At 44.6% G+C, this 24,167-nt stretch carries 20 protein-coding genes; 8 read left to right on the top strand and 12 right to left on the bottom strand.

What is annotated here, in order from left to right; translation table 11 throughout:
- Nucleotides 1-13 precede the first annotated feature (13 nt).
- The 3 genes from ICN45_RS05155 to ICN45_RS05145 are packed head-to-tail and all read right to left on the bottom strand — an operon-like array spanning nt 14 to nt 3,910.
- Nucleotides 14-2,437, bottom strand: coding sequence for an ATP-binding protein (locus ICN45_RS05155; protein ID WP_216174014.1), 2,424 nt, complete (start codon nt 2,435-2,437; stop codon nt 14-16).
- Between the two features lie 7 nt (nt 2,438-2,444).
- Entirely contained in the window at nt 2,445-3,068 is a 624-nt protein-coding gene (locus ICN45_RS05150; protein ID WP_216174012.1) for a response regulator transcription factor, read from the bottom strand.
- Nucleotides 3,068-3,910, bottom strand: coding sequence for a diguanylate phosphodiesterase (locus tag ICN45_RS05145; RefSeq protein ID WP_216174008.1), 843 nt, complete (start codon nt 3,908-3,910; stop codon nt 3,068-3,070). The genes ICN45_RS05150 and ICN45_RS05145 overlap by 1 nt, the downstream gene beginning before the upstream one ends.
- Before the next feature lie 302 nt (nt 3,911-4,212).
- On the opposite strand from ICN45_RS05145, the gene ICN45_RS05140 reads away from it, so the two are divergent.
- The 5 genes from ICN45_RS05140 to ICN45_RS05120 all read left to right on the top strand — a co-directional run bounded on the left by ICN45_RS05140 (nt 4,213) and on the right by ICN45_RS05120 (nt 10,930).
- The gene (locus ICN45_RS05140) at nt 4,213-4,503 is read left to right on the top strand and encodes a co-chaperone GroES (RefSeq protein WP_216174005.1); all 291 of its coding nucleotides are present in this window, start codon (nt 4,213-4,215) and stop codon (nt 4,501-4,503) included.
- A 28-nt stretch (nt 4,504-4,531) separates the two neighbouring features.
- Nucleotides 4,532-6,184, top strand: a complete 1,653-nt coding sequence (gene groL, locus ICN45_RS05135) for a chaperonin GroEL (RefSeq protein WP_216174002.1) — start codon at nt 4,532-4,534, stop codon at nt 6,182-6,184.
- Between the two features lie 117 nt (nt 6,185-6,301).
- A complete protein-coding gene (locus tag ICN45_RS05130) occupies nt 6,302-7,039 on the top strand; it encodes a hypothetical protein (protein ID WP_216173999.1) in 738 nt (245 codons plus the stop codon).
- Between the two features lie 44 nt (nt 7,040-7,083).
- Nucleotides 7,084-8,544: a tetratricopeptide repeat protein gene (locus ICN45_RS05125; protein WP_216173996.1), complete on the top strand. Its 1,461-nt coding sequence runs from the start codon at nt 7,084-7,086 to the stop codon at nt 8,542-8,544.
- 199 nt (nt 8,545-8,743) lie between these two features.
- A complete protein-coding gene (locus ICN45_RS05120) occupies nt 8,744-10,930 on the top strand; it encodes an O-linked N-acetylglucosamine transferase family protein (RefSeq protein ID WP_255531097.1) in 2,187 nt (728 codons plus the stop codon).
- Between the two features lie 16 nt (nt 10,931-10,946).
- Here ICN45_RS05120 and ICN45_RS05115 read toward each other — a convergent pair whose 3' ends face one another.
- The 3 genes from ICN45_RS05115 to ICN45_RS05105 are packed head-to-tail and all read right to left on the bottom strand — an operon-like array spanning nt 10,947 to nt 13,838.
- Nucleotides 10,947-12,314: an NAD(P)(+) transhydrogenase (Re/Si-specific) subunit beta gene (locus ICN45_RS05115; protein ID WP_216175640.1), complete on the bottom strand. Its 1,368-nt coding sequence runs from the start codon at nt 12,312-12,314 to the stop codon at nt 10,947-10,949.
- Nucleotides 12,315-12,346: 32 nt separating this feature from the next.
- The gene (locus tag ICN45_RS05110; RefSeq protein WP_216173991.1) at nt 12,347-12,685 is read right to left on the bottom strand and encodes a proton-translocating transhydrogenase family protein; all 339 of its coding nucleotides are present in this window, start codon (nt 12,683-12,685) and stop codon (nt 12,347-12,349) included.
- 22 nt (nt 12,686-12,707) lie between these two features.
- Nucleotides 12,708-13,838, bottom strand: a complete 1,131-nt coding sequence (locus ICN45_RS05105; RefSeq protein ID WP_216173989.1) for a Re/Si-specific NAD(P)(+) transhydrogenase subunit alpha — start codon at nt 13,836-13,838, stop codon at nt 12,708-12,710.
- 178 nt (nt 13,839-14,016) lie between these two features.
- Here ICN45_RS05105 and mnmA point away from each other — a divergent pair, with 178 nt between their 5' ends.
- Nucleotides 14,017-15,129: a tRNA 2-thiouridine(34) synthase MnmA gene (gene mnmA, locus ICN45_RS05100; RefSeq protein ID WP_216173986.1), complete on the top strand. Its 1,113-nt coding sequence runs from the start codon at nt 14,017-14,019 to the stop codon at nt 15,127-15,129.
- Nucleotides 15,130-15,166: 37 nt separating this feature from the next.
- Here mnmA and ICN45_RS05095 read toward each other — a convergent pair whose 3' ends face one another.
- Nucleotides 15,167-15,781 carry a glutathione S-transferase gene (locus tag ICN45_RS05095; RefSeq protein ID WP_216173983.1) on the bottom strand — a complete coding sequence of 205 codons (615 nt, stop codon included), beginning with the start codon at nt 15,779-15,781 and terminating at the stop codon, nt 15,167-15,169.
- A 95-nt stretch (nt 15,782-15,876) separates the two neighbouring features.
- Here ICN45_RS05095 and purB point away from each other — a divergent pair, with 95 nt between their 5' ends.
- Together purB and ICN45_RS05085 are read left to right on the top strand one after the other, a co-directional pair.
- Entirely contained in the window at nt 15,877-17,256 is a 1,380-nt protein-coding gene (purB, locus tag ICN45_RS05090) for an adenylosuccinate lyase (protein ID WP_216173980.1), read from the top strand.
- Nucleotides 17,253-18,614: a 3-deoxy-D-manno-octulosonic acid transferase gene (locus tag ICN45_RS05085; RefSeq protein WP_369411463.1), complete on the top strand. Its 1,362-nt coding sequence runs from the start codon at nt 17,253-17,255 to the stop codon at nt 18,612-18,614. Before purB ends, ICN45_RS05085 begins: the two co-directional genes overlap by 4 nt.
- Before the next feature lie 13 nt (nt 18,615-18,627).
- On the opposite strand, the gene secF is transcribed toward ICN45_RS05085, so the two are convergent.
- The 5 genes from secF to queA form a co-directional block, all read right to left on the bottom strand.
- A complete protein-coding gene (gene secF, locus ICN45_RS05080; RefSeq protein WP_216173977.1) occupies nt 18,628-19,602 on the bottom strand; it encodes a protein translocase subunit SecF in 975 nt (324 codons plus the stop codon).
- Nucleotides 19,603-19,605: 3 nt separating this feature from the next.
- Complete coding sequence (gene secD, locus ICN45_RS05075) at nt 19,606-21,465, bottom strand: protein translocase subunit SecD (RefSeq protein ID WP_216173974.1); 1,860 nt, start codon at nt 21,463-21,465, stop codon at nt 19,606-19,608.
- 25 nt (nt 21,466-21,490) lie between these two features.
- Nucleotides 21,491-21,817, bottom strand: coding sequence for a preprotein translocase subunit YajC (gene yajC, locus ICN45_RS05070; protein WP_216173971.1), 327 nt, complete (start codon nt 21,815-21,817; stop codon nt 21,491-21,493).
- 133 nt (nt 21,818-21,950) lie between these two features.
- Nucleotides 21,951-23,108, bottom strand: coding sequence for a tRNA guanosine(34) transglycosylase Tgt (tgt, locus tag ICN45_RS05065; RefSeq protein WP_216173968.1), 1,158 nt, complete (start codon nt 23,106-23,108; stop codon nt 21,951-21,953).
- Entirely contained in the window at nt 23,105-24,151 is a 1,047-nt protein-coding gene (gene queA, locus ICN45_RS05060) for a tRNA preQ1(34) S-adenosylmethionine ribosyltransferase-isomerase QueA (protein ID WP_216173965.1), read from the bottom strand. Before queA ends, tgt begins: the two co-directional genes overlap by 4 nt.
- Between the last annotated feature and the right edge of the window lie 16 nt (nt 24,152-24,167).

Below are 24,167 nucleotides of genomic sequence, written 5' to 3'. Positions count from 1 at the left end.
CAGAAGACAAACCTTATTCAGAAATAGCGTACTGGGCCTTGTAACGTTCAATGATGCGATTTTGTGCCTCTAGCAAGTCGATACAAAGAGAAACTCGGTCTGATATAGCCCCCGCTTTTTCTAATGATTCGCAGCTTTCGATAAAGTATTTAGCGCTTAGGAGTTGGGCGCCCCCTTTAATCTTATGTAGTATGCCCATGAATGTGGCTTCATCGACAGCTTCAGTCTTCAGTATTTCAAGCGAGTCATCATGGACACGTTTAATTTCATCAAGTATGACGATAATCTGTTTTGGATTTTGGCGTAATAAGTTTGCGAAGACGTCGAATGAGTATTCCTCCCCTATTCCATTCTCATCTTCGACCGTGAAATAACGAGAGAGCTCATTTTCAAGGGTAAGGATACTTAGGGGCTTGATGAGAACCCCATTCATGCCAGCCGCTAAAAATAAATGGCGTGAATCTAGAGCATAGATATCTGCAGTAATGCCAACAATAATGAGTTTATGGTGACCCAAAGAACGTACTTGTTTTGCTAACTCAGAACCTTGCATGCCAGGCATAGATTGATCAGTCATTAATAGATCAAAGTGATCGGTAGCAATCAACTGAAGTGCTGCATTTGCGTTATCGCATACAGATACTTCAATTCCCAAAGCTTGTAGTTGCAGGGCAATAATTTGCCGGCTAGCAGGATGGTCCTCAACTACTAGGGCCTTGATGGCACGACTCTCGTTATGCGCTTGTAAAGAAACCCGTTTGTGAGCGGATGTCGATTGATCATGGGCAAATGTAACTTTAGAGGCAGCAATGCTGGTGCGTGGAAAGGCAACGCAGAAATGAATATTACTTCCAAAACCTGGCGCGCTCTCAAAGTAGAGTTGGCTATCCATAGAGGTAACCAAATGATTTGTGATGGTAAGGCCAAGACCGGTACCATTTTGTTGGGTACTTTTGCCGGGCACTTGCTCAAAAGCTTGAAGTGCTATTTCGAGCTCTTCCTTGCCCATGCCAATTCCCGTATCAATTACTCGAAACTCAATCAGTTGACCCGCATGATCATCAGCTAATATACTAATAGAGAAATAGATTTCCCCTTGGTTGGTAAATTTAATCGCATTGCTAATTAGATTCTGGAGAATTTGGCGCAGACGTAGTCCGTCTATCATCAGCACTGATGCAATGCGCGGATCTTTAGAGGTATGGAGGATGAGATTCTGTTTGCAAGCCACCGTCGAAAAGGCTGAGTCAACCTCATCAATCAGCGTATTAAGGCAACAAGGCTCGGTATTTAGGGTGAGCTTACCCGCCTCAATCTTAGAGAGATCTAGAACTTGATTTAAGATTCCCAAGAGAGATTCAGCAGATGCATGCGCACTCTTTAGTAGTGATTTTTCATTAGCAGGAAATTGTCGACTAGTAAGAAGCAACTCTTGTACTCCTAAGATGGCATTCATTGGTGTACGAATTTCATGACTCATCGTCGCTAAAAAGCTCGACTTTGCTGCATTGGCTCTTTCCGCAAGATCTCTAGAGGAAATTAAATTCTCCGCTTCTTGCTCATGAAGACTTTGTTTTTTTCGCATACGCCACAACAAAAAACTCCCGGCTAGAAATATAGCTAAAGTTGATAACCAAGGAAGCGTCTTCCAAGGCGAATTGTTCTGAGACGGAGGACTGGGATCATCCAAGGCAAAGAGCTGGCGTGATTCCATTGGATCCAAGTGCGCAAGAAAACCACTCAGTACGCCATGCAAAGCAGTATCTTCATGAGAAATCAGCCAGCGATACTCAAAGGGCTCGCGATGATATAGGCCATCAACCTGGAGATCTGGATTACTGAGTTGTTTGATAAGCTGTTTGGCTAAGCGAATGGGTAGAACTAGGGCGTCAATATCATTTCGTAGGAGATCAAAAATAAGCTTCTCCGATTGACTTGAAAGACTGGCTTGCGGATGAGCAGTGATCGGGGGATTTTCATAACCGCGATCAAAGTAAGCAATATTGACTGGTGAGATTGATTTATTGCTCTTGGAGCTCGTTGTGAGCACGGCATCATGACCCCAGAATATCGCTTCTGATAAGGATCCAAATTGAAGATGCTCGTCATTGAGTGAGGGTGGATCGATAATGAAATCCACCTCTCCATTCGCTAATTGCCTCAAACCTTCTTGTTCTGTCTTTCTCCATGTAGGATGAAATTCTTGTTGGGTAAATTGCCCTAGTCGTTTTAAGAAGGTATAAAAGATTCCGGAATCGCTGTTTACTTCATTCTGAAGGTAAGGGGCATATTTCTCGTGAATGCTAAAGCGCACTACGGGATGGGCATCGATCCATCTTAGCTCTGCTGAACTTAGTGAAGTTGACTGGGCTAAGCCATTGGCTCCGCCTGCCAAAAGGCAAACAAAGAGAGCGGAGCGAATGGTGAATCGATACATGCCAGTGTTAACTCTCGATAATATTGTTCATGCGGCAGAACAAAATCAAGTCAGCAATATTATTAATACCAAGCTTATCAAAGACTCTAGTCTTATAGGTGGCTACAGTCTTATTGCTGATGTGCAGCAGGTCTGAAATTTGCTGGTTGGTATTTCCTTTGCCGAGGTATTTCATCACCTGTAACTCACGATCAGAAATTAAAGCCAACTTATCGTTATCGCTTAATGAGCTATTCCCATTTTTCCCGTGAGTAAAAAAGTTATACCCTTGAGAGATTGCAACGCAGGCCGCTAAGATCACATCAGCACCAGCTGTTTTATTAACAAAGCCGTGGCCCCCGAGTGAGCGAACCCTGCCACCATAAACTGCTTCATCCATGCTGGATAAAACCAGCATTCGAACTTCAGGATGCATTAAGCCAATGCGCCGAATCACATCGAAGCCATCTGTTTTAGGCATATCAAGATCTAATATCACCATATTCGGATTCACTTCTTTCATGGATCGAAGGCACTCCTCACCATTCTGAGCTTGCCCTACTACTTCGAATAACAACTGGTCTTGCAACATACTTTTGAGAGCCATCAGCATAGCCGGATGGTCATCTACCAACATCACGCGTTTTCTCATTACTTGTCTCCGTTTTGGTTTGGGTGTTGATGAGGGTGCAGCGAAAAAATGGCTTTAGCAATGCGGCTATCATTGATTTGAAGTATTTGATGTCGGCTAAGCGGCGACATCATTAAGCCGCCATAGCAATGGTCAATCTGCCAATCAGTAGCATTTTCTAAGTCTTTTATAAGTAATACATTGCTTGCATAAATTTGGGTGGGTGAATAAGGTGAGTTTCTGATTTGAGAAAGGACATCTCTCGCCAGCGTTTGATCACGAAACTGGCGCATATCAATATGAATACCTTCAATTTGCATTTCGGCAATCCAGCGTAATTGCTCTGGGCTTCCTGAAAAATCCATGAGGTGAAGTAATACGCCAAGGCGGCGCATGCGCAGCAAGCCCTCTTTGTAAGCGTCATTGATCTCAGGATCTCGGGGTAGATTGATGCCAAGGGCAATAAGCCCTACCGGCAAACGTGAATTGAGGATGAGATCACTGAGGGCATCAATATAGCCACTAGAAGCAACTGCATGCATTGGGATTGGCAAGATGCCGGGAATAAAGCGACCACTGCGATACCAGTAGGCAATCGTATCTAAGCCCTCCATAAATAAGCGCAGTAATTGCACATCTGTACTTGTCAGTAATGGTCTAAATAAAGAGCCGGTCAGTTTTGTCCCCTTACAGTTAAAAATGGGTTCATGACTAATCGCTTGTCGCTTGGACCAGGATTGATGATCTTCAAGGGCTTGGCTACTAAGACCAAGCCAAGGTGCGCCACAGGCGTCTCGTACTTCTTGGAAGGGTTTGTTCTTCCATGCCTTTACAAGCGTGTACAGCCGGGATTTCGGGCTCATCAGCATTCTCCAATCGGTGACTGTCCAGTCTATGCAGGACGGATTGGAGTAGTAAGGGCTTAAGGCTGATTTATCTGTAGGAATCGACCTACCACACTATAAATAGTATAGATGGGGGGTTATTCCTTAAAGAATTTATGGGGATTTGCCCTTGAAATCTAAGGAATCAGACCTATATAATCAGCACTCCCTACATGAGAGTGCTAAAAACGCTTTTCCTAGCAATTTTCATGTATTGAGATTGTAAACCCCTGTTTTATATAGATTTTTAATAGTTAACATTTACTAACATAGGAGAAGAGATGAATTTGCGTCCCTTACATGATCGCGTAATCATCAAGCGTTTAGATCAAGAATCAACAACTGCTTCCGGAATCATCATTCCTGACGCTGCTGCAGAAAAGCCTGATCAAGGTGAAGTTATGGCAGTAGGCCCAGGCAAACGGGATGACAGTGGCAAATTAAACGCACCTGACGTCAAAGTAGGCGATCGCGTTTTATTTGGCAAATATGCAGGTCAAACAGTTAAGGTCGATGGCGATGAACTTCTCGTAATGCGCGAAGAAGACATCATGGCTGTTGTACAGAAGTAATTTCGGCATTTAAGAAAGGAATTCAATCATGGCAGCAAAAGACGTTGTATTTGGAGATAGTGCCCGTACCAAGATGGTAGAAGGCGTAAATATTCTCGCGAACGCAGTAAAAACAACTTTAGGACCTAAGGGTCGTAATGTGGTGATGGAGCGTTCATTCGGCGGCCCAACCATCACTAAAGATGGTGTATCCGTAGCAAAAGAAATCGAACTCAAAGATAGACTGCAAAATATGGGTGCTCAGATGGTTAAGGAAGTAGCTTCCAAAACTGCTGACATCGCTGGTGATGGCACCACTACCGCTACTGTTTTGGCGCAATCGATTGTTCGTGAAGGCATGAAATACGTAGTGTCAGGTCATAACCCAATGGATTTGAAGCGCGGTATCGATAAAGCAGTTACAGCCGCTCTCGAAGAACTCAAAAAAATCAGCAAGCCCTGCACGACTACCAAAGAAATCGCTCAAGTCGGCTCTATCTCTGCAAATAGCGACCATAGTATTGGTCAACGTATTGCAGAAGCGATGGAAAAAGTCGGTAAAGAAGGTGTTATTACTGTTGAAGATGGCAAGTCTTTAGAAGACGAACTCGAAGTAGTTGAGGGTATGCAGTTTGACCGCGGTTACCTCTCTCCTTACTTCATTAACCAACCTGAAAAACAAGTAGCCGTATTGGAAAGCCCATATGTTCTTTTGTTTGACAAAAAAGTTAGCAACATTCGTGATTTGCTTCCAGTGCTCGAGCAAGTAGCGAAGTCTGGTCGCCCATTGTTAATTATTGCTGAAGATGTTGAAGGCGAAGCCTTGGCAACTTTAGTTGTGAATAACATCCGCGGAATTATCAAAACTTGTGCTGTTAAGGCTCCAGGCTTTGGTGATCGCCGTAAGGCAATGTTAGAAGACATCGCGATTTTGACTGGCGGTACAGTGATTGCTGAAGAGATTGGCCTCACACTCGAGAAAACCACTCTAGAGCATTTGGGTCAAGCTAAGCGCATTGAAATTGGCAAAGAAAACACCATCATCATTGACGGTGCTGGTGATGCTAAAGCGATTGAAGCTCGTGTGAAGAACATTCGTGTTCAGATCGAAGAAGCGACTAGCGACTACGACAAAGAAAAATTGCAAGAGCGCGTTGCCAAGTTGGCAGGTGGTGTTGCAGTGATTCGTGTTGGCGCTGCTACTGAAGTAGAAATGAAAGAAAAGAAAGCCCGCGTTGATGATGCATTGCACGCTACACGCGCTGCAGTGGAGGAAGGTATTGTTCCAGGCGGTGGCGTTGCATTAATTCGTGCTATGCAAGGTATCAAGGGCTTGAAAGGCGATAACGCTGATCAAGACGCTGGTATCAGCATCGTATTACGCGCCATGGAAGAGCCACTTCGTATCATCGTTTCTAATGCTGGTGATGAAGCAAGTGTTGTAGTAAATGCGGTATTGGCTAGCAAGGGTAATAACGGCTACAACGCAGCAACTGGTGAATACGGCGACCTCGTAGCTCAAGGTGTGATCGACCCAACTAAGGTAACTAAAACAGCTTTGGTAAATGCAGCTTCTGTTGCAGCGCTGTTATTAACTACCGATTGCGCTATCTGTGAAGCACCAAAGGATGAGTCTTCTGGTGGCGGTATGCCTGATATGGGCGGTATGGGCGGTATGGGTGGTATGGGCGGCATGATGTAATAGGCCGCACCCTCCAGCTAACTTGCTGTAGAAATAAGAGCGCCCAGTTCAAAAGACTGGGCGTTTTTTATTTGGTACAGTGGACTACATTCATTCCCCTAAAGAACAGGTATCGCTATGGCGCAGAGAAAAAAAGCAGTAATGACCCTTAAGTTACTCCTACTCTCTCTAGGAGTGACCCTAATAGCCGAGAATTCGACCGCCCAAACCATTCAGCAAAAAATACCTGAATTTGAGATGTCGGTTTCTAATCTCCGGAATCAGCGCTATTGCGAAGTACTGTACGGCAAACGAAGTTGGCTTAAGCTGGAGGTAAAAGTATTTAATACTCAAGGCCTTAATCTCTGTCCAGAGGAGCAATGGAAGGCGCTTTCAAAGGATGCTATTGCCAAAGCCAATGATGCTTCATTCGTATTACTTAATGGTCCAAGATACTGGACAATGGATGAGATTCAAGCGGCAGGTAGCTCAGTGAATAAGGTAAAAGAATCATTTGGCGGTATTGAAATGAATTTGCGAGCAGTAGTAAAAGTAGGACTATTTAAGCAACTGATTGGTAGCAAACAATATAGTCCAAATGAAATCACTCGTACGACGAACTTTATTTATAAAGCTGGTGCTACCGTATATGAGTTATCCTCTCCTGCCGGTGAGGTTTACGTGATGCAGTCTTATTCACAAATTGTAAATCCCACTTTATCTATCAAAGATTTAGCTACCCTAGATCAGCAACTAAAGATGCCTGCGGGTTGGTCTTATAAAAGTAGAGTCTTAGAACGGGATTTATCATTGGTAGCAAATGGCATTGCTTATGTCTTGCAGGATAATCTAGCAAATAGTTATCAACGGAGATAAAAAACGACGAAATATTTTTCTAAAGCCGCTGATATTATTGAATTATGAATCCACAATTAGGTTTTCTTCTAAACAAATCGCTTGAATCACTCAGAAATTTAAACTTAGAGTCGGCAGAGCTATATTTAAAGCAGGCGCTACGACTGCAATCTAACAATCCCCATGTTCTGAGACTTCTTGGAGTAATTGCTGCCCAGCGGAGGCAATATTCAGATGCTCTTCAGTTCTTAAATAGCTCTCTCAAAGTCTTGCCAAAGAATTCATTAGCCTTGAGCAATCTAGGCAATGTTTTTCTTGATCTTAAAGAGTACAACAATGCTCTAGATGCCTACGATAAGGCGATAAAAATAGACCCTAAATATGAGGAAGCTTGGTCCAATAAGGGCAATGTCTTGTATGAACTAAAACGTTTTGAAGAGGCTATTGCTCATCACGATAAAGCGCTAAGCTTAAACCCCGATTATGCCGAGGGATGGTCCAATAAAGGGAATATCCTACATGAGCTTAAACTTCTTGATGAGGCTATTGCTCATCACGATAAAGCGCTAAGCTTAAGGCCCAACTATCAGGACGCATATTGGAATAAAAGTTTGTGCCTGCTTTTGCAAGGTAATTTTGAAAATGGTTTACCAATTTATGAGAGCAGGTGGGATTCCAAGATTGTTGATGAAATTGGGGGGAGGCGCACATTTGAAAAGCCTAAGTGGCTTGGTGTTGAGTCACTTCAGGGTAAGACAATTTTGCTCTATGGGGAGCAAGGATTTGGTGATTTCATCCAGTTTTGTAGATATACAAAATTAGTTTCTGATTTAGGTGCTAATGTCATTTTGGAAGTTCCTGAGGCGCTTGCAAGTTTGATGGAAAATGTAGAAGGCGTTTCACAATTAGTCATTAAGGGTGAAAAGTTACCGTTCTTTGATTATCAATGCCCATTGTTGACCCTTCCTTTGGCGCTAAATACTACTATTTCCAGAATTCCCTCCTATCCTCATTATTTAACTTCAAATAACAATAAGGTTTTTGAGTGGAAGATCAAATTGGGAGAAAAGAGAGCTAAACGAATTGGTTTGGTTTGGAGCAGTATGTCCAGTTTTAAATTGGACTCTAAAAGAAGCTTAATGCTTAAAGATTTTGTGAAGGCGCTTCCTATTGAAGGATTCGAATACATCTGCCTGCAAAAAGAAATAAAAGAATGTGATAAAGAATTTTTTAAAGCCTATGGAAGTATTAGGTTCTTCGGAGAGGAATTAGAAAGCTTTGCTGATACGGCGGCCCTTATTGAGAATCTAGATTTGGTTATTAGTACGTGCACGAGCATTCCTCATTTAAGCGCAGCTTTGGGAAAAGAGACATGGATTCTTTTATCTCATGTGCCTGATTGGCGATGGCTTTTAGATAGAACTGACAGTCCTTGGTATCCATCAGTAAAGTTATTTAGACAGCCAGCCATTGGTGATTGGGATAGTGTTTTTGAGAAGGTTAAATTCGATTTAAATCATATCTAGGACTTTAGGTAGGCATGTCATTTTCCGCTTGGTTAGCCTTTCATATTTTTTTAACACTTTAAAGCCTTACTGAGTAATACTTTTAAGCCTTAGTCAACAACCTTGACCATGTCTTCCACATTAGGGTTAGTCCCTTCACATTGTTTTGCAAGGCAGACTGGATTTTTTTGCATCAACTCTATTGGGGTAATATTTAATTATGAATTCCCAAATAATCTCACTTTTGAATCAATCACTTGAATTTCTTAGGGGTACAAACTTAGAGTCAGCTGAGAAGTGTTTAAAACAAGTAATAAGTCTGGAATCCAGCAATCCTTATGCACTCAGACTTCTTGGGGTAATTTCCGCTCAAAGGGGGCGATATCCAGAGGCTTTGAATTACCTCAATGCATCCCTTAAAGCTCTTCCCCAGGATTCATTGACTTTAAGTAATTTGGGTAATGTTTACCTTGAAATTAAAGAGTACAGCAATGCTCTTGATGCTTATGATAAGGCAATCAAAATAGACCCAAAATATGAGGAGGCTTGGTCTAATAAAGGCAATGTATTAAATGAACTCAAGCGCTATGACGAGGCGATTGCACACTACGATCAAGCCCTGAGCCTAAAACGTGATTATGCAGAAGCTTGGTCTAATAAAGGCAATGTATTAAATGAACTCAAGCGCTATGACGAGGCGATTGCACACTATGATCAGGCGCTTATTCTTAAGCCTAACTATGCGGAGGCATGGACTAATAAAGGATGGGCTTTGTGTGAGCTTAAACGTTACGACGAGGCGATGGCGCACTACGATCAGGCCCTGAGCCTAAAACCTGATTATGCAGAAGCTTGGTCTAATAAAGGTGCCACACTAAATGATCTTAAGCGCTATGACGAGGCGATGGCGCACTACGATCAGGCCCTGAGCCTAAAACCTGATTATGCAGAAGCTTGGTCTAATAAAGGTGCCACACTAAATGATCTTAAGCGCTATGACGAGGCGATTGCACATTACGATCAGGCGCTTATTCTTAAGCCTGATATTGATTGGGTATATGGATATTTGCTCCACGCAAAAATGAAAATAGCTAGCTGGTCTAATGTAGCGAGTGACATCAAAAATATAGCTAAAAAAATAATTGCGAAAGAGCGAGTTGCGGGCCCCTTCATATTGGCTATGAATGATGATGCTTTGCTGCATAAACAGGCTGCTCAAATTTTTGCCTACGAGAAATATCCATCAAATCCTGCTTTAGGCCCTATTTATAAGCTGACTAAAAAAGAGAAAATTCGCATTGCTTATTTCTCTCCTGATTTTCAAAGCCATCCAGTTTCCTTCTTAACTTCCGAACTCTTTGAAATTCATTCTAGAGATAGGTTTGAGGTATTTGCTTTTTCGTTACAAAAGGCCCCTATTGGAGATTTAACGAATGTTCGCCTAAGAAAGGGGTTTGATAGTTTTATAGAAGTTGAGAATTTGTCAGACCAAGAAATTGCTCAATTAGCTAGAGACTTGGAGATAGACATTGCAATTGATTTAGCTGGTCCAACTCAATATTCTAGAACTGGAATTTTCTCTTATCGGGCCTCTCCTATTCAGGTCAATTGGTTAGGTTATCCCGGGACAATTGGCGCTGATTTTATCGATTATATTGTTGCCGATAAAACGCTTATTCCAGAGTCTCATCAAGAGTTTTATACCGAAAAAGTAGTGAGCCTACCTGATACTTATATGGTTGATGATTCCAAGAGAGTGGCGTCTTCTAGGCTATTTACACGAGAAGAGTGTGGGTTGCCACAAAATGCATTTGTTTTCTGTTGCTTTAATAATGACTATAAATTTAATCCTCAGGTTTTAGATGGCTGGTCTAGAATTTTGCATGGTGTCGAAAACAGTGTTTTATGGGTATCTGAAAATAATCAATCCTTCCAGACTAATATCACAGCAGAATTTGAGAGGCGGAGCATTGACTCTAGTAGGATTATTTTCGCTAAGAGAGTAGAGCTAATGTCTGATCATTTAGCAAGATATGCAATTGGAGACTTATTTTTGGATACCCATCCCTACAATGCCCACACTACAGCGATCGACTCTTTAAAGGCATGCACTCCCATCCTCACACTAATGGGGCAGACCTTTGCTAGTCGTGTAGCTGCCAGTCTTTTAAATGCTATTGGTCTGCATGAACTCATTACAACTACTCAAGAAGATTATGAAGCTTTGGCAATTGAGTTGGCGCAGAACCCTCAAAAACTAGCTCATATTAAGCAAAAAATAATGAATAATCGCCCAACTGCACCCTTGTTTGATACACCACTTTTTACAAAAAATCTTGAGGCTGCTTACATCCAAATGTATGAGAGATACCACGCAGACTTGAAACCAGACCACATAGCTATCTAGCTATAGCAATAAAGCCTTACTCAACAGCCTTGACCATATCCTCTACGACCTTCTTCGCATCGCCGAAGACCATCATGGTTTTATCCATGTAGAAGAGTTCGTTATCTAATCCAGCGTAACCGGCAGCCATCGAACGCTTATTGACGATAATCGTTTTAGCTTTAAAGGCTTCCAGAATAGGCATGCCAAAGATTGGGCTGCCTGGTGTGCGTGCAGCGGGGTTCACCACGTCATTTGCGCCTAGCACTAACACTACATCTGCCTGACCAAAGTCACTATTGATATCTTCCATCTCAAATACTTGATCATAAGGAACTTCTGCTTCGGCGAGTAGAACGTTCATGTGACCAGGCATACGGCCAGCAACTGGGTGGATTGCATATTTCACAGTCACACCATGATGGGTTAATTTTTCGGTTAGTTCTTTGAGGGCGTGCTGCGCACGGGCAACTGCTAAACCGTATCCAGGAACAATAATTACGGTATCCGCATTTTCCATTAAGAAGGCAGCATCTTCTGGCGAGCCAGTTTTGTAATTCTTGGGGGCACCATCATCGGCGCCACCAGCACCAGCTTCAGCACCAAACCCACCAAGCAATACCGCCAGGATAGAGCGGTTCATTGCCTTACACATGATGTAAGAAAGAATCGCACCTGAAGAACCAACACAAGCACCTGCGATGATCAGTACTGGATTATTCAAAGTAAAACCAATACCCGCAGCAGCCCAACCGGAATAGCTGTTAAGCATTGATACAACTACCGGCATATCAGCACCACCGATAGGAATAATCAAAGTCACGCCCAATACTAAGGCAATTGCACACATTGCCAAGAAAGCTGCGTGGCTATCACCCATATAGTAGGCAATACCTGCACCAACCATAGCGATCGCTAAGATCAGATTAAGCAAGTGCTGACCAGCAAAGCTTACTGGTTTACCACTGACTTTACCCGATAACTTCCCGAAAGCAATGACTGAAGCAGTAAAGGTGATCGCACCAATAAATGCGCCAATGAACAGTTCGATCTTTTGTGCACCAGTATGGTCTTGCGCTGGATTAAATACTGCCGCTACAGCGATTAATACTGCTGACAAGCCAACGAATGAGTGCATTAGAGCAACGAGTTCTGGCATCTTCGTCATTTGCACACGCTTGGCTGCGATCGTTCCAATAATTGCGCCACCAACAATGGCAACTGCAATTAATGAGAGAACAGGTTTGAAATCAGGAATAAAGAATGTAGTGATGACAGCAAGGAGCATCCCAATCATGCCGAAGGTGTTGCCTTGACGTGATGTGGTTGGTGAGGACAGACCGCGCAAAGCGAGAATGAACAACACCGATGAGATGAGATAAGAAATAGCAGTTATGTTTGACATCATATTGGTCTCTATATAGGTCTTGTTCTGGTTTACTTAGTTCCAGCCGCATCCGCTTTCGGAGCTTTCTTTTTGAACATCTCCAGCATGCGACGGGTGACCATAAAGCCACCAAAAATATTGATTGAGGCGAGAAATACGGCAACTGCACCAATGATGCTAGTGAGGGTAATTTCATCACCGCCGATCACTTCAGTTTGGAGAAGAGCGCCAACAATAATGATTCCAGAAATAGCGTTCGTTACCGCCATCAACGGGGTATGCAGTGCTGGGGTGACATTCCAGACTACGTGATAGCCAACGAAAATAGCCAACACAAACACTGTGATATTTTGAACCGTGAGAATGCTTTGAAAAGCAACGAGATCCATGATAGTTCCTTCGTATTTTTAATTAGTTTTTGCGGACGGCTTGGCCATCACGGCACATCAAGCAAGCGGTAACAATGTCATCATCACTGGGGATGACTAACTTTGCATCTTTGTCTACGATGAGTTTCATGAAGTCGAGCAAGTTACGCGCATAGAGAGCGGATGCATCTGCAGCAACCATGCTCGCAAGATTGGTGTAGCCCACAATTTTCACGCCATTAATATCAACGATCTTGTCAGCTTGAGTCAAAGGACAATTACCGGATCCGTTATCACCTTTACCAGCAGCTAAGTCGATCACTACCGAGCCAGGTTTCATATTGGCAACGGTATCGCTATGCAACAGGACAGGCGGTTTACGTCCTGGAATCAATGCGGTAGTGATGACAATGTCAGCTTGTTGTGCGCGTTCAGCAACTAATGCTGCCTGACGCTTCATCCACGCTTCAGGCATTGGGCGGGCATATCCACCAACGCCCTTAGCAATTTCGCGTTCTTCATCATTCTCGTAAGGAACGTCAACAAACTTAGCGCCCAAGGATTCAATTTGTTCTTTAGCAGCAGGGCGAACGTCAGATGCCTCAATGACGGCACCCAAACGTTTTGCGGTTGCAATTGCTTGTAAGCCAGCAACACCTGCACCCAAAATGAGTATGCGAGCTGCTTTAACAGTTCCTGCAGCAGTCATCAGCATTGGCATGAAGCGTTGATATTCATTTGCCGCAACTAAGACTGCTTTATAGCCCGCAATGTTGGCTTGTGATGACAAGACATCCATGCTTTGAGCACGAGTGGTTCGTGGGGCAGCCTCAAGTGAGAATGCAGTAACACCTTGTGCAGCCATCGCAGCAATATTGTCGTTGTCAAATGGATCAAGCATCCCGAGGAGTACGCTGCCAGATTGAATGTGCTTTAGTTCTGCAGCTTCAGGAGCGCGCACCTTGAGAACAATCTCAGCGCCAAATGCATCAACGGCACTCCCAATAGAGGCGCCAACGGCCTCATATGCGGAATCAGGTTGGCTAGCTTGTACGCCGGCATTTTTTTGAATCACAACCGTATGACCTTGAGCAATCAATTTTTTTACGGTTTCCGGGGTGGCGGCCACTCGAGTTTCCCCGGGCCTTGTTTCCAGCGGCACTCCTATGCGCATGGCATGTCTCCAAAAGCAAAATTTATAAAAGTCTATTTTATAGATAAACAGGGTAGGTTTTACCTATTTACTGAGCCCCCAGGTCTAACGGCTATGGTTTTGCCTAAAATCATGCGAAGTCTGGTTGAGACTTCTACAATGGGGTTTATTTCTCTGTAAAGCATTCTCGCATTTTTTGATGAACCAGTCTAATTCTTCTGTAACCCCCCCAAAAAAGGCTAACAAAGTCGTCATTGGCATGTCTGGGGGGGTAGATTCGTCGGTTGCCGCCTGGATGCTCAAGGAGCAGGGCTATGAGGTTGTAGGCCTATTTATGAAGAATTGGGAGGACGACGATAACGATGAGTATTGCTCTACTCGCCAAGATTGGTTGGATGTCGTATCTGTAGCGGATTTAATCGGAATTGATGTCGAGGCGGTCAATTTCGCCGCAGAATACCGCGAACGGGTTTTTGCGGAGTTTTTACGGGAATATGCTGCTGGGCGAACTCCCAACCCCGATGTGCTTTGTAATGCCGAAATCAAGTTCAAAGCCTTCTTGGATCATGCGATGAGTTTGGGGGCGGATGCAATTGCTACAGGCCACTATGCAAGGGTGCGCCATGAGAGCGGCAAAGTGCAATTATTAAAAGCCCTAGACGCCACCAAAGATCAAAGCTATTTTTTACATCGCCTAACTCAGCAGCAATTAGCCAACGTTTTATTTCCTCTAGGTGAGATTCCGAAAACAGAAGTACGAACGATTGCAGAAAAAATTGGCCTACACAATGCGCATAAAAAAGACAGCACGGGAATTTGTTTTATTGGTGAACGTCCTTTTAGAGAATTCTTAAATCGCTATTTACCGCGTGTACCTGGACCTATCAAAACTCCGGAAGGTAAAACTGTTGGAGAGCATATGGGCCTAGCCTTTTTTACTCTGGGCCAGCGCAAAGGAATTGGTTTGGGCGGTAGTCAGGATGGTAATGGTGATGCTTGGTATGTCGCACACAAGGACATGACTAACAACACTTTGTATGTAGCGCAAGGCCATGAACACCCATGGTTATTGGCCAATCAGCTAGAGGCTATCGATGCAAGTTGGGTCTCGGGGGCTGCGCCTATTGCTGGAGGCTATTCTGCGAAGACACGTTATCGCCAAGCAGATTCTGCATGTAGCTTGATCTCTAGTGATCCGCCATTCAGTTTCGGCTTGAGTTTCCCCGATGCTCAATGGGCTGTAACACCAGGACAGTCAGCTGTTTTATATGATGGCGATATTTGTTTGGGTGGCGGTATTATTTCCGCCTAAGACCCAGAGATAGTTTATAAATTATCGAAATCGAAAATTATGCAGCCGGTGGTTCAGTTTCAATAAAAGAAGGCCGCTGCAATAACTTTTGATACAGACGATCTAAGTTTGGGTACTGTATTTGCCACTGGATATCAGGAAAGCGAAATAACAAATAACCCACTGCGCAACCGACTGCAATATCTGCCAAAGTCATTTGATTTCCCTGGCACCAGGCATTGCCACCGAGTTGTTCAGACATTTGGCGCAAAGAATTTTGGATCTTGTTCATTTGGCGATCTACCCAGGCTGAGCTTTGTTGCTCCGATGGACGCCAAGTGCGCTCTAAGCGAGCCAAGATACCTGCATCCATCACGCCGTCAGCCAGGGCCTCCCAAGTTTTGACGGAGGCGCGTTCACGATTATCCGCAGGAATCAGCTTGCTAACAGGGCTTAAAGCATCTGCGTACTCAGCAATGACGCGAGAGTCATAGATAGCCCCGCCGTCGTCCAAAATGAGGCAAGGAACCTTCCCCAAGGGGTTGGAATTGGCTATTTTGGTCTCTGCAGACCAAACATTCTCCAATTCAAGGTCTACATCGACCTTTTTCTCTGCAAAAACGATACGTACTTTACGTACATAGGGGCTGGTGAGGGATCCGATTAGTTTCATAGGGTGGAGTATAGCCATCCTTGAGGGGGCGTGCTGTACTCCGGAACGCATTAAAATGAGGTTTCATTGACATATTCCATGCAAAGGCAAAATCCGTGAGTCAGCCTCTTTCAGCACTTAATGCCCTTTCTCCCCTGGATGGACGCTACGCCGGCAAACTCGATGCGCTGCGTCCGTGGCTTTCAGAGGCGGCCTTTATGCGTCAGCGCGTATTTGTAGAGATTCATTGGCTTTTGGCTTTGGCAGCAGCGGGTTTGCCTGACGTACCCAAAATCAACGCTGCAGACGAAACCTTTTTGCTTTCCCTTCCAGAAAACTTTTCTGATGAAGATGCGCAACGCATTAAAGACATTGAGGCGGTCACCAATCACGACGTGAAAGCGGTTGAGTATTTCTTAAAAGAAAAAGTCGCAGGCCGCCCCGATTTATTAAAAGCAAGTGAGTTTATTCACTTCGCCTGTACTTCTGAGGATATTAATAACACTTCGCATGGATTGATGCTACGTGGTGCACGTGATGAGGTATTACTTCCTCAACTGAAAAAAGTTCTTTCAGTCTTGACAGATTTGGCCCTTGAGAATGCCCGAGTCCCTTTGCTATCTCGCACACATGGGCAGCCAGCTTCGCCAAGCACCTTGGGTAAAGAGATCGCCAATATTGCTAAGCGCTTAGAGCGCGCCATTGATTCGATTGCTGCAGCCCCTTTGCTAGGCAAAATGAACGGTGCAGTAGGTAACTACAATGCCCATTTATCAGCCTATCCTGATTTTGACTGGGAAAATTTTTCTCAGAACGTAGTTGAGAAACGTCTTGGCTTAACCTTCAATCCTTACACCATTCAGATTGAACCGCATGATGGCATGGCGCAATTATTTGATGCCATTGCCCGTGCCAATACCATTCTCTTGGATATGGATCGTGACTTCTGGGCTTATATTTCTATTGGCTACTTCAAACAGCGTACCAAAGCGGGTGAGATTGGCTCCTCTACGATGCCGCATAAAGTAAACCCCATTGACTTTGAAAACTCTGAAGGTAATTTGGGTGTAGCGAATGCATTACTGCGTCATCTGGCTGAAAAATTACCGATTTCTCGTTGGCAGCGTGACCTGACTGATTCAACAGTCTTACGTAATTTAGGCCCAGCATTTGGTCATAGCGTATTAGCCTACGACAGTGCATTACGCGGTCTTAGTAAGCTGGAAGTCAATCATGCAGCTATCGCTGCTGATTTGGATGCTTGCTGGGAAGTATTGGCAGAACCAGTACAAACCGTCATGCGTCGTTACGGCATTGAGAATCCCTATGAGCAGTTAAAAGAACTCACACGTGGAAAAGGGATTAATCAGGCTGATTTGCAGAGTTTTATTCGGGGTTTAAAAATACCGGAAGATGCAAAAGCACGCTTGCTCGAAATGACGCCCTCTACATATTTAGGCATGGCGGTCGAATTGACCGAACGTCTCAAAAAGTGAGTGTGACCACCCATGCAGAATACGGGGCGCGCCCCTGCATCTGGTTTGCTGTTTACCAATTGCTCTGGCATCTCTTGCTGCCATTCGCTTTTGTTCGTTTAGCTTGGCGTGCGCGTCATTCTTTCGCTTATCTCCATCACATCCCTGAGCGTCTTGGGTTTGGCTACGACAAACCAATTCAGCAGGGGTCGATTTGGATTCACGCGGTGTCAGTCGGTGAGACGCGTGCCGCACAACCTTTAATTGAAGCCTATCTGGCGATGGGCGAATCCATTTTACTGACGCATATGACCTTGAATGGTCGCCGCACAGGTAAGCAATTGTTTGCCAAAGAAATTGCCAATGGCCAAATTCGGCAAGTCTATTTGCCATATGACTTATGCTGGTCCGTAGAGCATTTTCTGAATACTTTCAAGCCCAAGTTTGGTCTCTTTATGGAAACAGAGGCTTGGCCAACAATAGTCTTTCGTTGCGCAGAAAAAAGGTTACCTTTATTTCTGGTTAACGCACGCCTTTCAGTAAGAAGCGCACGCCGCGTGAATCGTTTTGGTAAAGCGGGGCGATCTTTATTTCAAGCTTTCGCAGGTATTTTGGCGCAGACTGAGTTTGATGCTGAGCGTTATCGGAGTCTGGGTGTGCAGAACGTCAGCATTGTTGGAAACCTCAAGTTTGACGTCCCTCTTGATGTCGCTCTTGTGGAACAAGGAAAAATTTGGCAACAAGCATTGCATGGCAACGGTCGGTTGATGGTTTGTGCAGCCAGTACTCGAGATGGTGAAGAGGAAATCATCCTCAAGGCCTGGAAAGAATTACTTCTGAGCAATACTTTTGCAATTGCCCCATTACTTTGTTTGGTACCTCGCCATCCCGAGCGGTTTTCGGAGGTTGCTGAGCAGATGAATACGTCTGGCTTGACATATCGCCGTCGTACAGAGTGGCCTGGAACTCCAAAGGATTGTCTCGGATTAGATATTGTTTTGGGTGATTCTATGGGCGAAATGCCGATGTACTACAGTGCCTCTAACCTAGTGGTCATGGGCGGAAGTATTTTGCCATTTGGCGGTCAGAATTTAATCGAGGCATGTGCTACTGGCTGCCCTGTCTTACTTGGTGAGCATACCTACAACTTTCAACAAGCCTCCTTGGATGCGATACAAGCGGGAGCTGCAAAACGCATTCAGGGCGATGCATTACTAGGTGAGCCTCTTGCGCTGATGGAGTCTTTGAAAGTATTACTCTTAAATACGGCTGAGCTGGCAAAGATGAGTGATGCTGCTAAGCGCTATTCAACCGAACACCAAGGCGCAACTCAGAAAATCTTAGCTGCCCTTGATCAGCAAAACCGTTCTTTTACCTAACTCAGGTTAAAACTTAAACCTGCGCCCCGAAGTTGGGATCATCGTTGCGGATATTGTCATCCGGCTTCTTTTCGCCCTTGACCAAATCTTCCCGTGTTACACCAAGCCACATTGCTAAAGCTGCTGCCACAAAGACTGAAGAGTAAATACCAAACAAAATACCAATGGTTAAAGCTAAGGCAAAATAGAAAAGAGTCGGGCCACCAAATATCAGCATTGCTAGAACCATCATCTCAGTGCTACCGTGGGTAATGACTGTACGGCTGATAGTGCTAGTAATGGCGTTATCAATGACTTCACGGGTATTCATCTTGCGATATTTACGGAAATTTTCCCGAATACGGTCAAAGATCACCACAGACTCATTGACCGAATAACCTAGCACCGCCAGAACCGCTGCTAACACAGAGAGAGAAAATTCCCACTGGAAGAAGGCAAAAAAGCCCAGGATGATCACCACGTCATGCAAGTTCGCAATGATCCCGGCTACAGCAAATTTCCACTCAAAGCGGAAGGAAAGATAGACAACGATGCCAATGATTACAAAAATTAAGGCTTTTAAACCATCCAGGGCCAGCTCTTGTCCGACTTGAGGCCCTACAAATTCAACCCGTTGCAGTTTTACGCCGGAAGTGCTGGGATCGAGTGCCTGCATCACCGCAGCACTTTGATCTGCTGAGGGAATGAATTTGCCGTCAGCATCTTTTTGTAGCGGCAAGCGAATCATGATGTCGCGGGAGCTGCCAAAGTTCTGAATTTGGGTATCTGCGTAACCGAGTTTTTCAACCTTAGCGCGAATTGACTCCAGTGGCGCTGTTTGTGGGTAACTCACCTCCATTACTGTGCCACCAGTAAATTCAATAGAAAGGTGTAAACCGTTATGCCAGAGGAAAAATACCGCTGCTAAGAATGTAATTAAGGAAATAGCGTTCAGCACCAATGCATGGCGCATGAAGGGAATATCTTTTTTGATACGAAAAAATTCCATGGCTTACTTCTCCTGTGGGCGCCAAACTTGGCCGATAGCAAGTTTTTGAATCTTCTTATGTCTGCCGTACCAGAGGTTGACAAGACCGCGTGAGAAGAAGACAGCCGAGAACATTGAAGTCAGAATACCTAAGCAGTGCACTACTGCAAATCCTTTGATAGGGCCTGAGCCAAAAGCCAATAAGGCTAGACCAGCAATTAAGGTAGTCACATTGGAGTCCAAAATAGTTGCCCAAGCCTTATCAAAGCCAACCGCAATGGCAGTTTGAGGTGCAGCACCATTACGGAGCTCTTCACGGATACGTTCATTAATCAAGACGTTTGAGTCAATCGCCATACCAAGAGCCAATGCCATCGCTGCGATACCTGGCAAAGTGAGTGTTGCTTGTAGCATCGACAGGACAGAGATCAACAAGACTAAATTTACTGCCAAGGCAACTACGGAGAAGGTTCCGAACAACAAGTAATAAGCCATCATGAAAATAGCAATTGCTGTAAAACCAATTAATAAGGACTTGAAGCCTTTTTCAATATTTTCTGCGCCCAAGCTTGGTCCAATGGTGCGTTCCTCAATGATTTCCATAGGAGCTGCGAGTGAGCCAGCGCGCAGCAATAAAGCAAGGTCATTGGCACTTGCGGTTGTTGGTTGACCAGTGATTTGGAACTTAGAACCAAATTCGCCTTGGATCGTAGCGATGGTTAGCACTTCACCTTTGCCTTTTTCAAAGAGAATCATGCCCATCGGCTTGCCAATATTTTCACGCGTAATTTGTTGCATTACCCGACCACTGCTTGCATCTAAAGCAATATTGACAGCAGGGCGTTGATTTTGATCAAAGCCAGCAGTGGCATCTGTAATGCTATCCCCACTGAAAATAACGGACTTCTTAAAGACGCCTAAACGATTTTCGCCAAAGCGAAAGGTATCCATTCCGGGAGGAGGTATTTCACCAAGAGCAATTGTAGATACCAATGGATCGGCTAAGCGAGATTCCAAGGTTGCTGTGCGTCCAATAATATCTTTAGCACGTGCAGTATCTTGCACGCCAGGTAATTGCACAACGATCCGTTCAGCACCCTGTTGTTGAATAACCGGCTCTTTAACTGCCAGCTCATTCACACGCTTATTTAAGGTGATGATATTTTGTTTAACAGCGGTATCTTTAATTTCTTGTAATGCAGTTGGTTTGAACTCACCAGCTAATTTGGGTGAAAGTCCTGTAGGTTTCACTTGCCAAATGAGATTAGGTTCACTAATCATCAGCAGTGTACGGGCTGCCTCAGCTTCATCGGTGCTACCAAAATTAATGGTAATGCTATCTGTATTCCGATCTATACCTTGATGCCGAATATTTTTCTCGCGTAGCTGTGAGCGAATATCGGTTGCCAAAGAGGTCACCTTCTTTTGGACTGCCCCCTTCATATCTACTTGCAAGAGGAAGTAAACGCCGCCACGCAAATCAAGGCCTAAGGGCATCGGTAGTGCATTGATGGCATGTAACCAATCCGGGGTATTGGATAGGAGATTTAAGGCAACCGTGAAGTTAGGATCGTTTTGATCAACATTTAATTTCTGCTGTAGCAGATCACGGGCACGCAGTTGAATATCAGTATTGTTAAAACGAATCTTGATGGAGCCAACATTGCCGGCATTCTCAAAGAACACCCCAGTGTTATCAATCTGGGCTTCAGTCAAAATCTTTTCAACTCGAGACTGTGTCGCCAAATCAACCTTGATGGTTGGTTTGGCGGACGAGACTTGAACCGCTGGTGCCTCACCATAGAAATTAGGTAAGGAATATAGTCCGCCGATCAAGAGTGCAGCGGCGATGACCAGATATTTCCAGAGAGGGTAGCGATTCATATTGAGATACTTTTAAACAAGCTGATTAAGCAGATTTCAGAGTGCCTTTTGGCAACACAGTAGTGATTGCACTTTTTTGCATCTGTACTTCAGTGCCTACAGAAATCTCAACAGTAACCACTTGATCTTTCAGTGCAGTCACTTTGCCCATGATGCCGCCTACAGTCACCACTTCATCGCCAACACCCAATGATTCAAGCATGGCTTTCGTTTCTTTTTGACGCTTCATTTGTGGGCGAATCATGATGAAGTACAGCACAGCAAACATCAACACTAAAGGAAGGAAGCTCATCAAGCCACCGGAATCTGCGCCCGCAGCTGGAGCCTGGGCAAAAGCGTTACTAATCCACATACAAAACCTCCGTTAAAGACTATTTGGAAACTGCTTCAGTTTTAGGCTTTGAAGTAAAGCCGTAAACCCGCAATTCTAAACTGTGTAGGGCTTTGGAGCTGATTTGGGGGAGGTCAAGGCCTGTGTAGGGCTGTTAATCCTGCCCGGGCTCTACACCACGTTGCCGGTTCTGATGAAATTCTTCACGGTAAGCGCTAAAACAGTCTTTACTGAGGGCTTCCCTGACCTCAGTCATCAATTGGAGGTAGTAGGTGAGGTTATGGATTGTATTTAGCTGGGAACCCAGAATCTCATTGGCCTTTTGTAGATGGTTTAAATAGGATCTGGTGAAGTTTTGGCAGGTGTAGCAGGTGCAGGTTGGATCTAGCGGGCGATCATCGTCCTTATAGCCCGAATTACGCAATTTAAGGTCACCAAAACGGGTAAATAGCCAGCCATTGCGGGCATTACGGGTAGGCATCACGCAATCAAACATATCAATCCCTAAACTGACTCCCAAAATGAGGTCTTCTGGGGTACCTACCCCCATGAGGTAGTGAGGCATATGCTCGGGCAACTTAGGGGCTGTGAAAGTCAAAATACGCTCAAACTCAGGCTTGGGCTCACCTACGGAGAGGCCGCCAATCGCAATTCCATCAAAACCTTGCTGGCTAATCCCCTCCAATGACAGCTCGCGTAAATTCTCAAACATGCCACCTTGGACGATTCCAAATAAACCGTTGCCTGTATTGAGCTCCCTAAAGCGTTTGATGGAGCGATCACCCCAGCGCAGGGACATTTCAAGCGATGCGCGCGCTGTTTTTTCAGAGGTTGCCTGACCTTTGATTTCGTAGGGGGTGCATTCATCAAATTGCATGGCGATATCGCTATTTAATACCGCCTGAATTTCCATTGATACTTCTGGCGACATAAATAGTTTGTCGCCATTAATAGGCGATGCAAATGTCACGCCCTCTTCGGAAATTTTACGCAGGGCGCCTAGGCTAAAAACCTGAAAGCCACCAGAGTCAGTCAGGATGGGTTTATCCCAAGCCATGAAGCGATGCAGACCACCATGTTTTTTAATCACATCCAATCCTGGTCTTAGCCATAAGTGAAATGTGTTTCCCAGAATAATTTGCGCTTTAGCTTCATTGAGATCACGAGGCGTCATTGCTTTGACAGTCCCATAAGTTCCTACTGGCATAAAGATTGGTGTTTGTACGCTGCCATGGGGAAGATCAAGCTGACCAAGGCGAGCGGGACTCTGGGGGTCACGCGCCAAAATATTAAAGTGAACTGGTTTGGTCATTGCTTTGTATTCTCAAGTAGGCAAAGAAACATCGCATCCCCATAACTAAAGAAACGGTATTTCTGATTAATCGCATGTTGGTAAGCAGCTCGAATATTATCTACCCCTGCAAAGGCACTGACCAACATTAATAAAGTAGATTTTGGCAGATGAAAGTTTGTCAGCAAACAATCAACGGTTTTAAATTGAAAACCGGGGGTAATAAAAAGGTTGGTTTCCCCACTGCTTTTTTGGCTGATAGCCTGGCTCTCTAAGGCTCTTAGGCTGGTAGTTCCCACCGCAATGACTCTACCACCATTGCGATGGGTTTCTTGAACAGCCTGCAAAGTTGCTTCTGGAATAGAGAACCACTCGTGATGCATTGTATGTTTTGAAAGATCCTCTTCACGTACTGGTGTAAAAGTACCTGCTCCAACATGGAGTGTGACAGTTGCCTGTTGTACTCCTAAAGCATGTATCTTTTGTAAGATATCTTTATCAAAGTGGAGTCCTGCAGTAGGCGCTGCAACTGCACCTGGATTTTTTGCAACTACCGTTTGATAGCGTTGTGCATCTTCGCTATCCGGCCGATGCTCGATATAAGGTGGAAGTGGGAGCTCACCAAAGCGTTCGAGTAATGCGAATACATTCTCCGGAAAACATACTTCATAAAAACGTCCGTCATAAGCAAGCATCTCGACAGGAAAAGTTTCACCTGCTTGGTTATGAATATGCACAATTGAACCCATCTTAGGTACTTTAGATGCTCTGATTTGGACCCACGCTTGACATTCGCCGCTAATCCGTTCGATGAGCATTTCAATCAGGCCACCAGTTTCCTTTTTGCCGTGTAAGCGTGCTGGAATCACTTTAGTGTCGTTGAAGACGAGTAGATCCCCTGGCTGAATCAGTTGAAGAAGGTCTTTAAACTGGCGGTCAACGATTTGGGCGCGATTATCCCCTTTAACCACCAGCTCTAAGAGGCGGCTATCAGTTCTATTCGCCAAGGGATGCTGGGCGATTAGATTGGGCGGGAGTTCGTAATTGAAGTCAGAAAGTTGCATAGCATTACCATCAGGT

The organism is Polynucleobacter alcilacus (assembly GCF_018881545.1).
Taxonomy (GTDB): domain Bacteria; phylum Pseudomonadota; class Gammaproteobacteria; order Burkholderiales; family Burkholderiaceae; genus Polynucleobacter; species Polynucleobacter alcilacus.
Note: the sequence above shows the minus strand (reverse complement) of the source record. Positions and strands in the feature narration are given on the sequence as shown.

Bases quoted from the DNA above. Each gene is read 5' to 3' on its own strand.
- ICN45_RS05155 (WP_216174014.1), bottom strand. From the start codon at position 2,437: ATGTATCGATTCACCATTCGCTCCGCTCTCTTTGTTTGCCTTTTGGCA.
- ICN45_RS05150 (WP_216174012.1), bottom strand. From the start codon at position 3,068: ATGAGAAAACGCGTGATGTTGGTAGATGACCATCCGGCTATGCTGATG.
- ICN45_RS05145 (WP_216174008.1), bottom strand. From the start codon at position 3,910: ATGAGCCCGAAATCCCGGCTGTACACGCTTGTAAAGGCATGGAAGAAC.
- ICN45_RS05140 (WP_216174005.1), top strand. From the start codon at position 4,213: ATGAATTTGCGTCCCTTACATGATCGCGTAATCATCAAGCGTTTAGAT.
- groL (WP_216174002.1), top strand. From the start codon at position 4,532: ATGGCAGCAAAAGACGTTGTATTTGGAGATAGTGCCCGTACCAAGATG.
- ICN45_RS05130 (WP_216173999.1), top strand. From the start codon at position 6,302: ATGGCGCAGAGAAAAAAAGCAGTAATGACCCTTAAGTTACTCCTACTC.
- ICN45_RS05125 (WP_216173996.1), top strand. From the start codon at position 7,084: ATGAATCCACAATTAGGTTTTCTTCTAAACAAATCGCTTGAATCACTC.
- ICN45_RS05120 (WP_255531097.1), top strand. From the start codon at position 8,744: ATGAATTCCCAAATAATCTCACTTTTGAATCAATCACTTGAATTTCTT.
- ICN45_RS05115 (WP_216175640.1), bottom strand. From the start codon at position 12,314: ATGTCAAACATAACTGCTATTTCTTATCTCATCTCATCGGTGTTGTTC.
- ICN45_RS05110 (WP_216173991.1), bottom strand. From the start codon at position 12,685: ATGGATCTCGTTGCTTTTCAAAGCATTCTCACGGTTCAAAATATCACA.
- ICN45_RS05105 (WP_216173989.1), bottom strand. From the start codon at position 13,838: ATGCGCATAGGAGTGCCGCTGGAAACAAGGCCCGGGGAAACTCGAGTG.
- mnmA (WP_216173986.1), top strand. From the start codon at position 14,017: ATGAACCAGTCTAATTCTTCTGTAACCCCCCCAAAAAAGGCTAACAAA.
- ICN45_RS05095 (WP_216173983.1), bottom strand. From the start codon at position 15,781: ATGAAACTAATCGGATCCCTCACCAGCCCCTATGTACGTAAAGTACGT.
- secF (WP_216173977.1), bottom strand. From the start codon at position 19,602: ATGGAATTTTTTCGTATCAAAAAAGATATTCCCTTCATGCGCCATGCA.
- secD (WP_216173974.1), bottom strand. From the start codon at position 21,465: ATGAATCGCTACCCTCTCTGGAAATATCTGGTCATCGCCGCTGCACTC.
- yajC (WP_216173971.1), bottom strand. From the start codon at position 21,817: ATGTGGATTAGTAACGCTTTTGCCCAGGCTCCAGCTGCGGGCGCAGAT.
- tgt (WP_216173968.1), bottom strand. From the start codon at position 23,108: ATGACCAAACCAGTTCACTTTAATATTTTGGCGCGTGACCCCCAGAGT.
- queA (WP_216173965.1), bottom strand. From the start codon at position 24,151: ATGCAACTTTCTGACTTCAATTACGAACTCCCGCCCAATCTAATCGCC.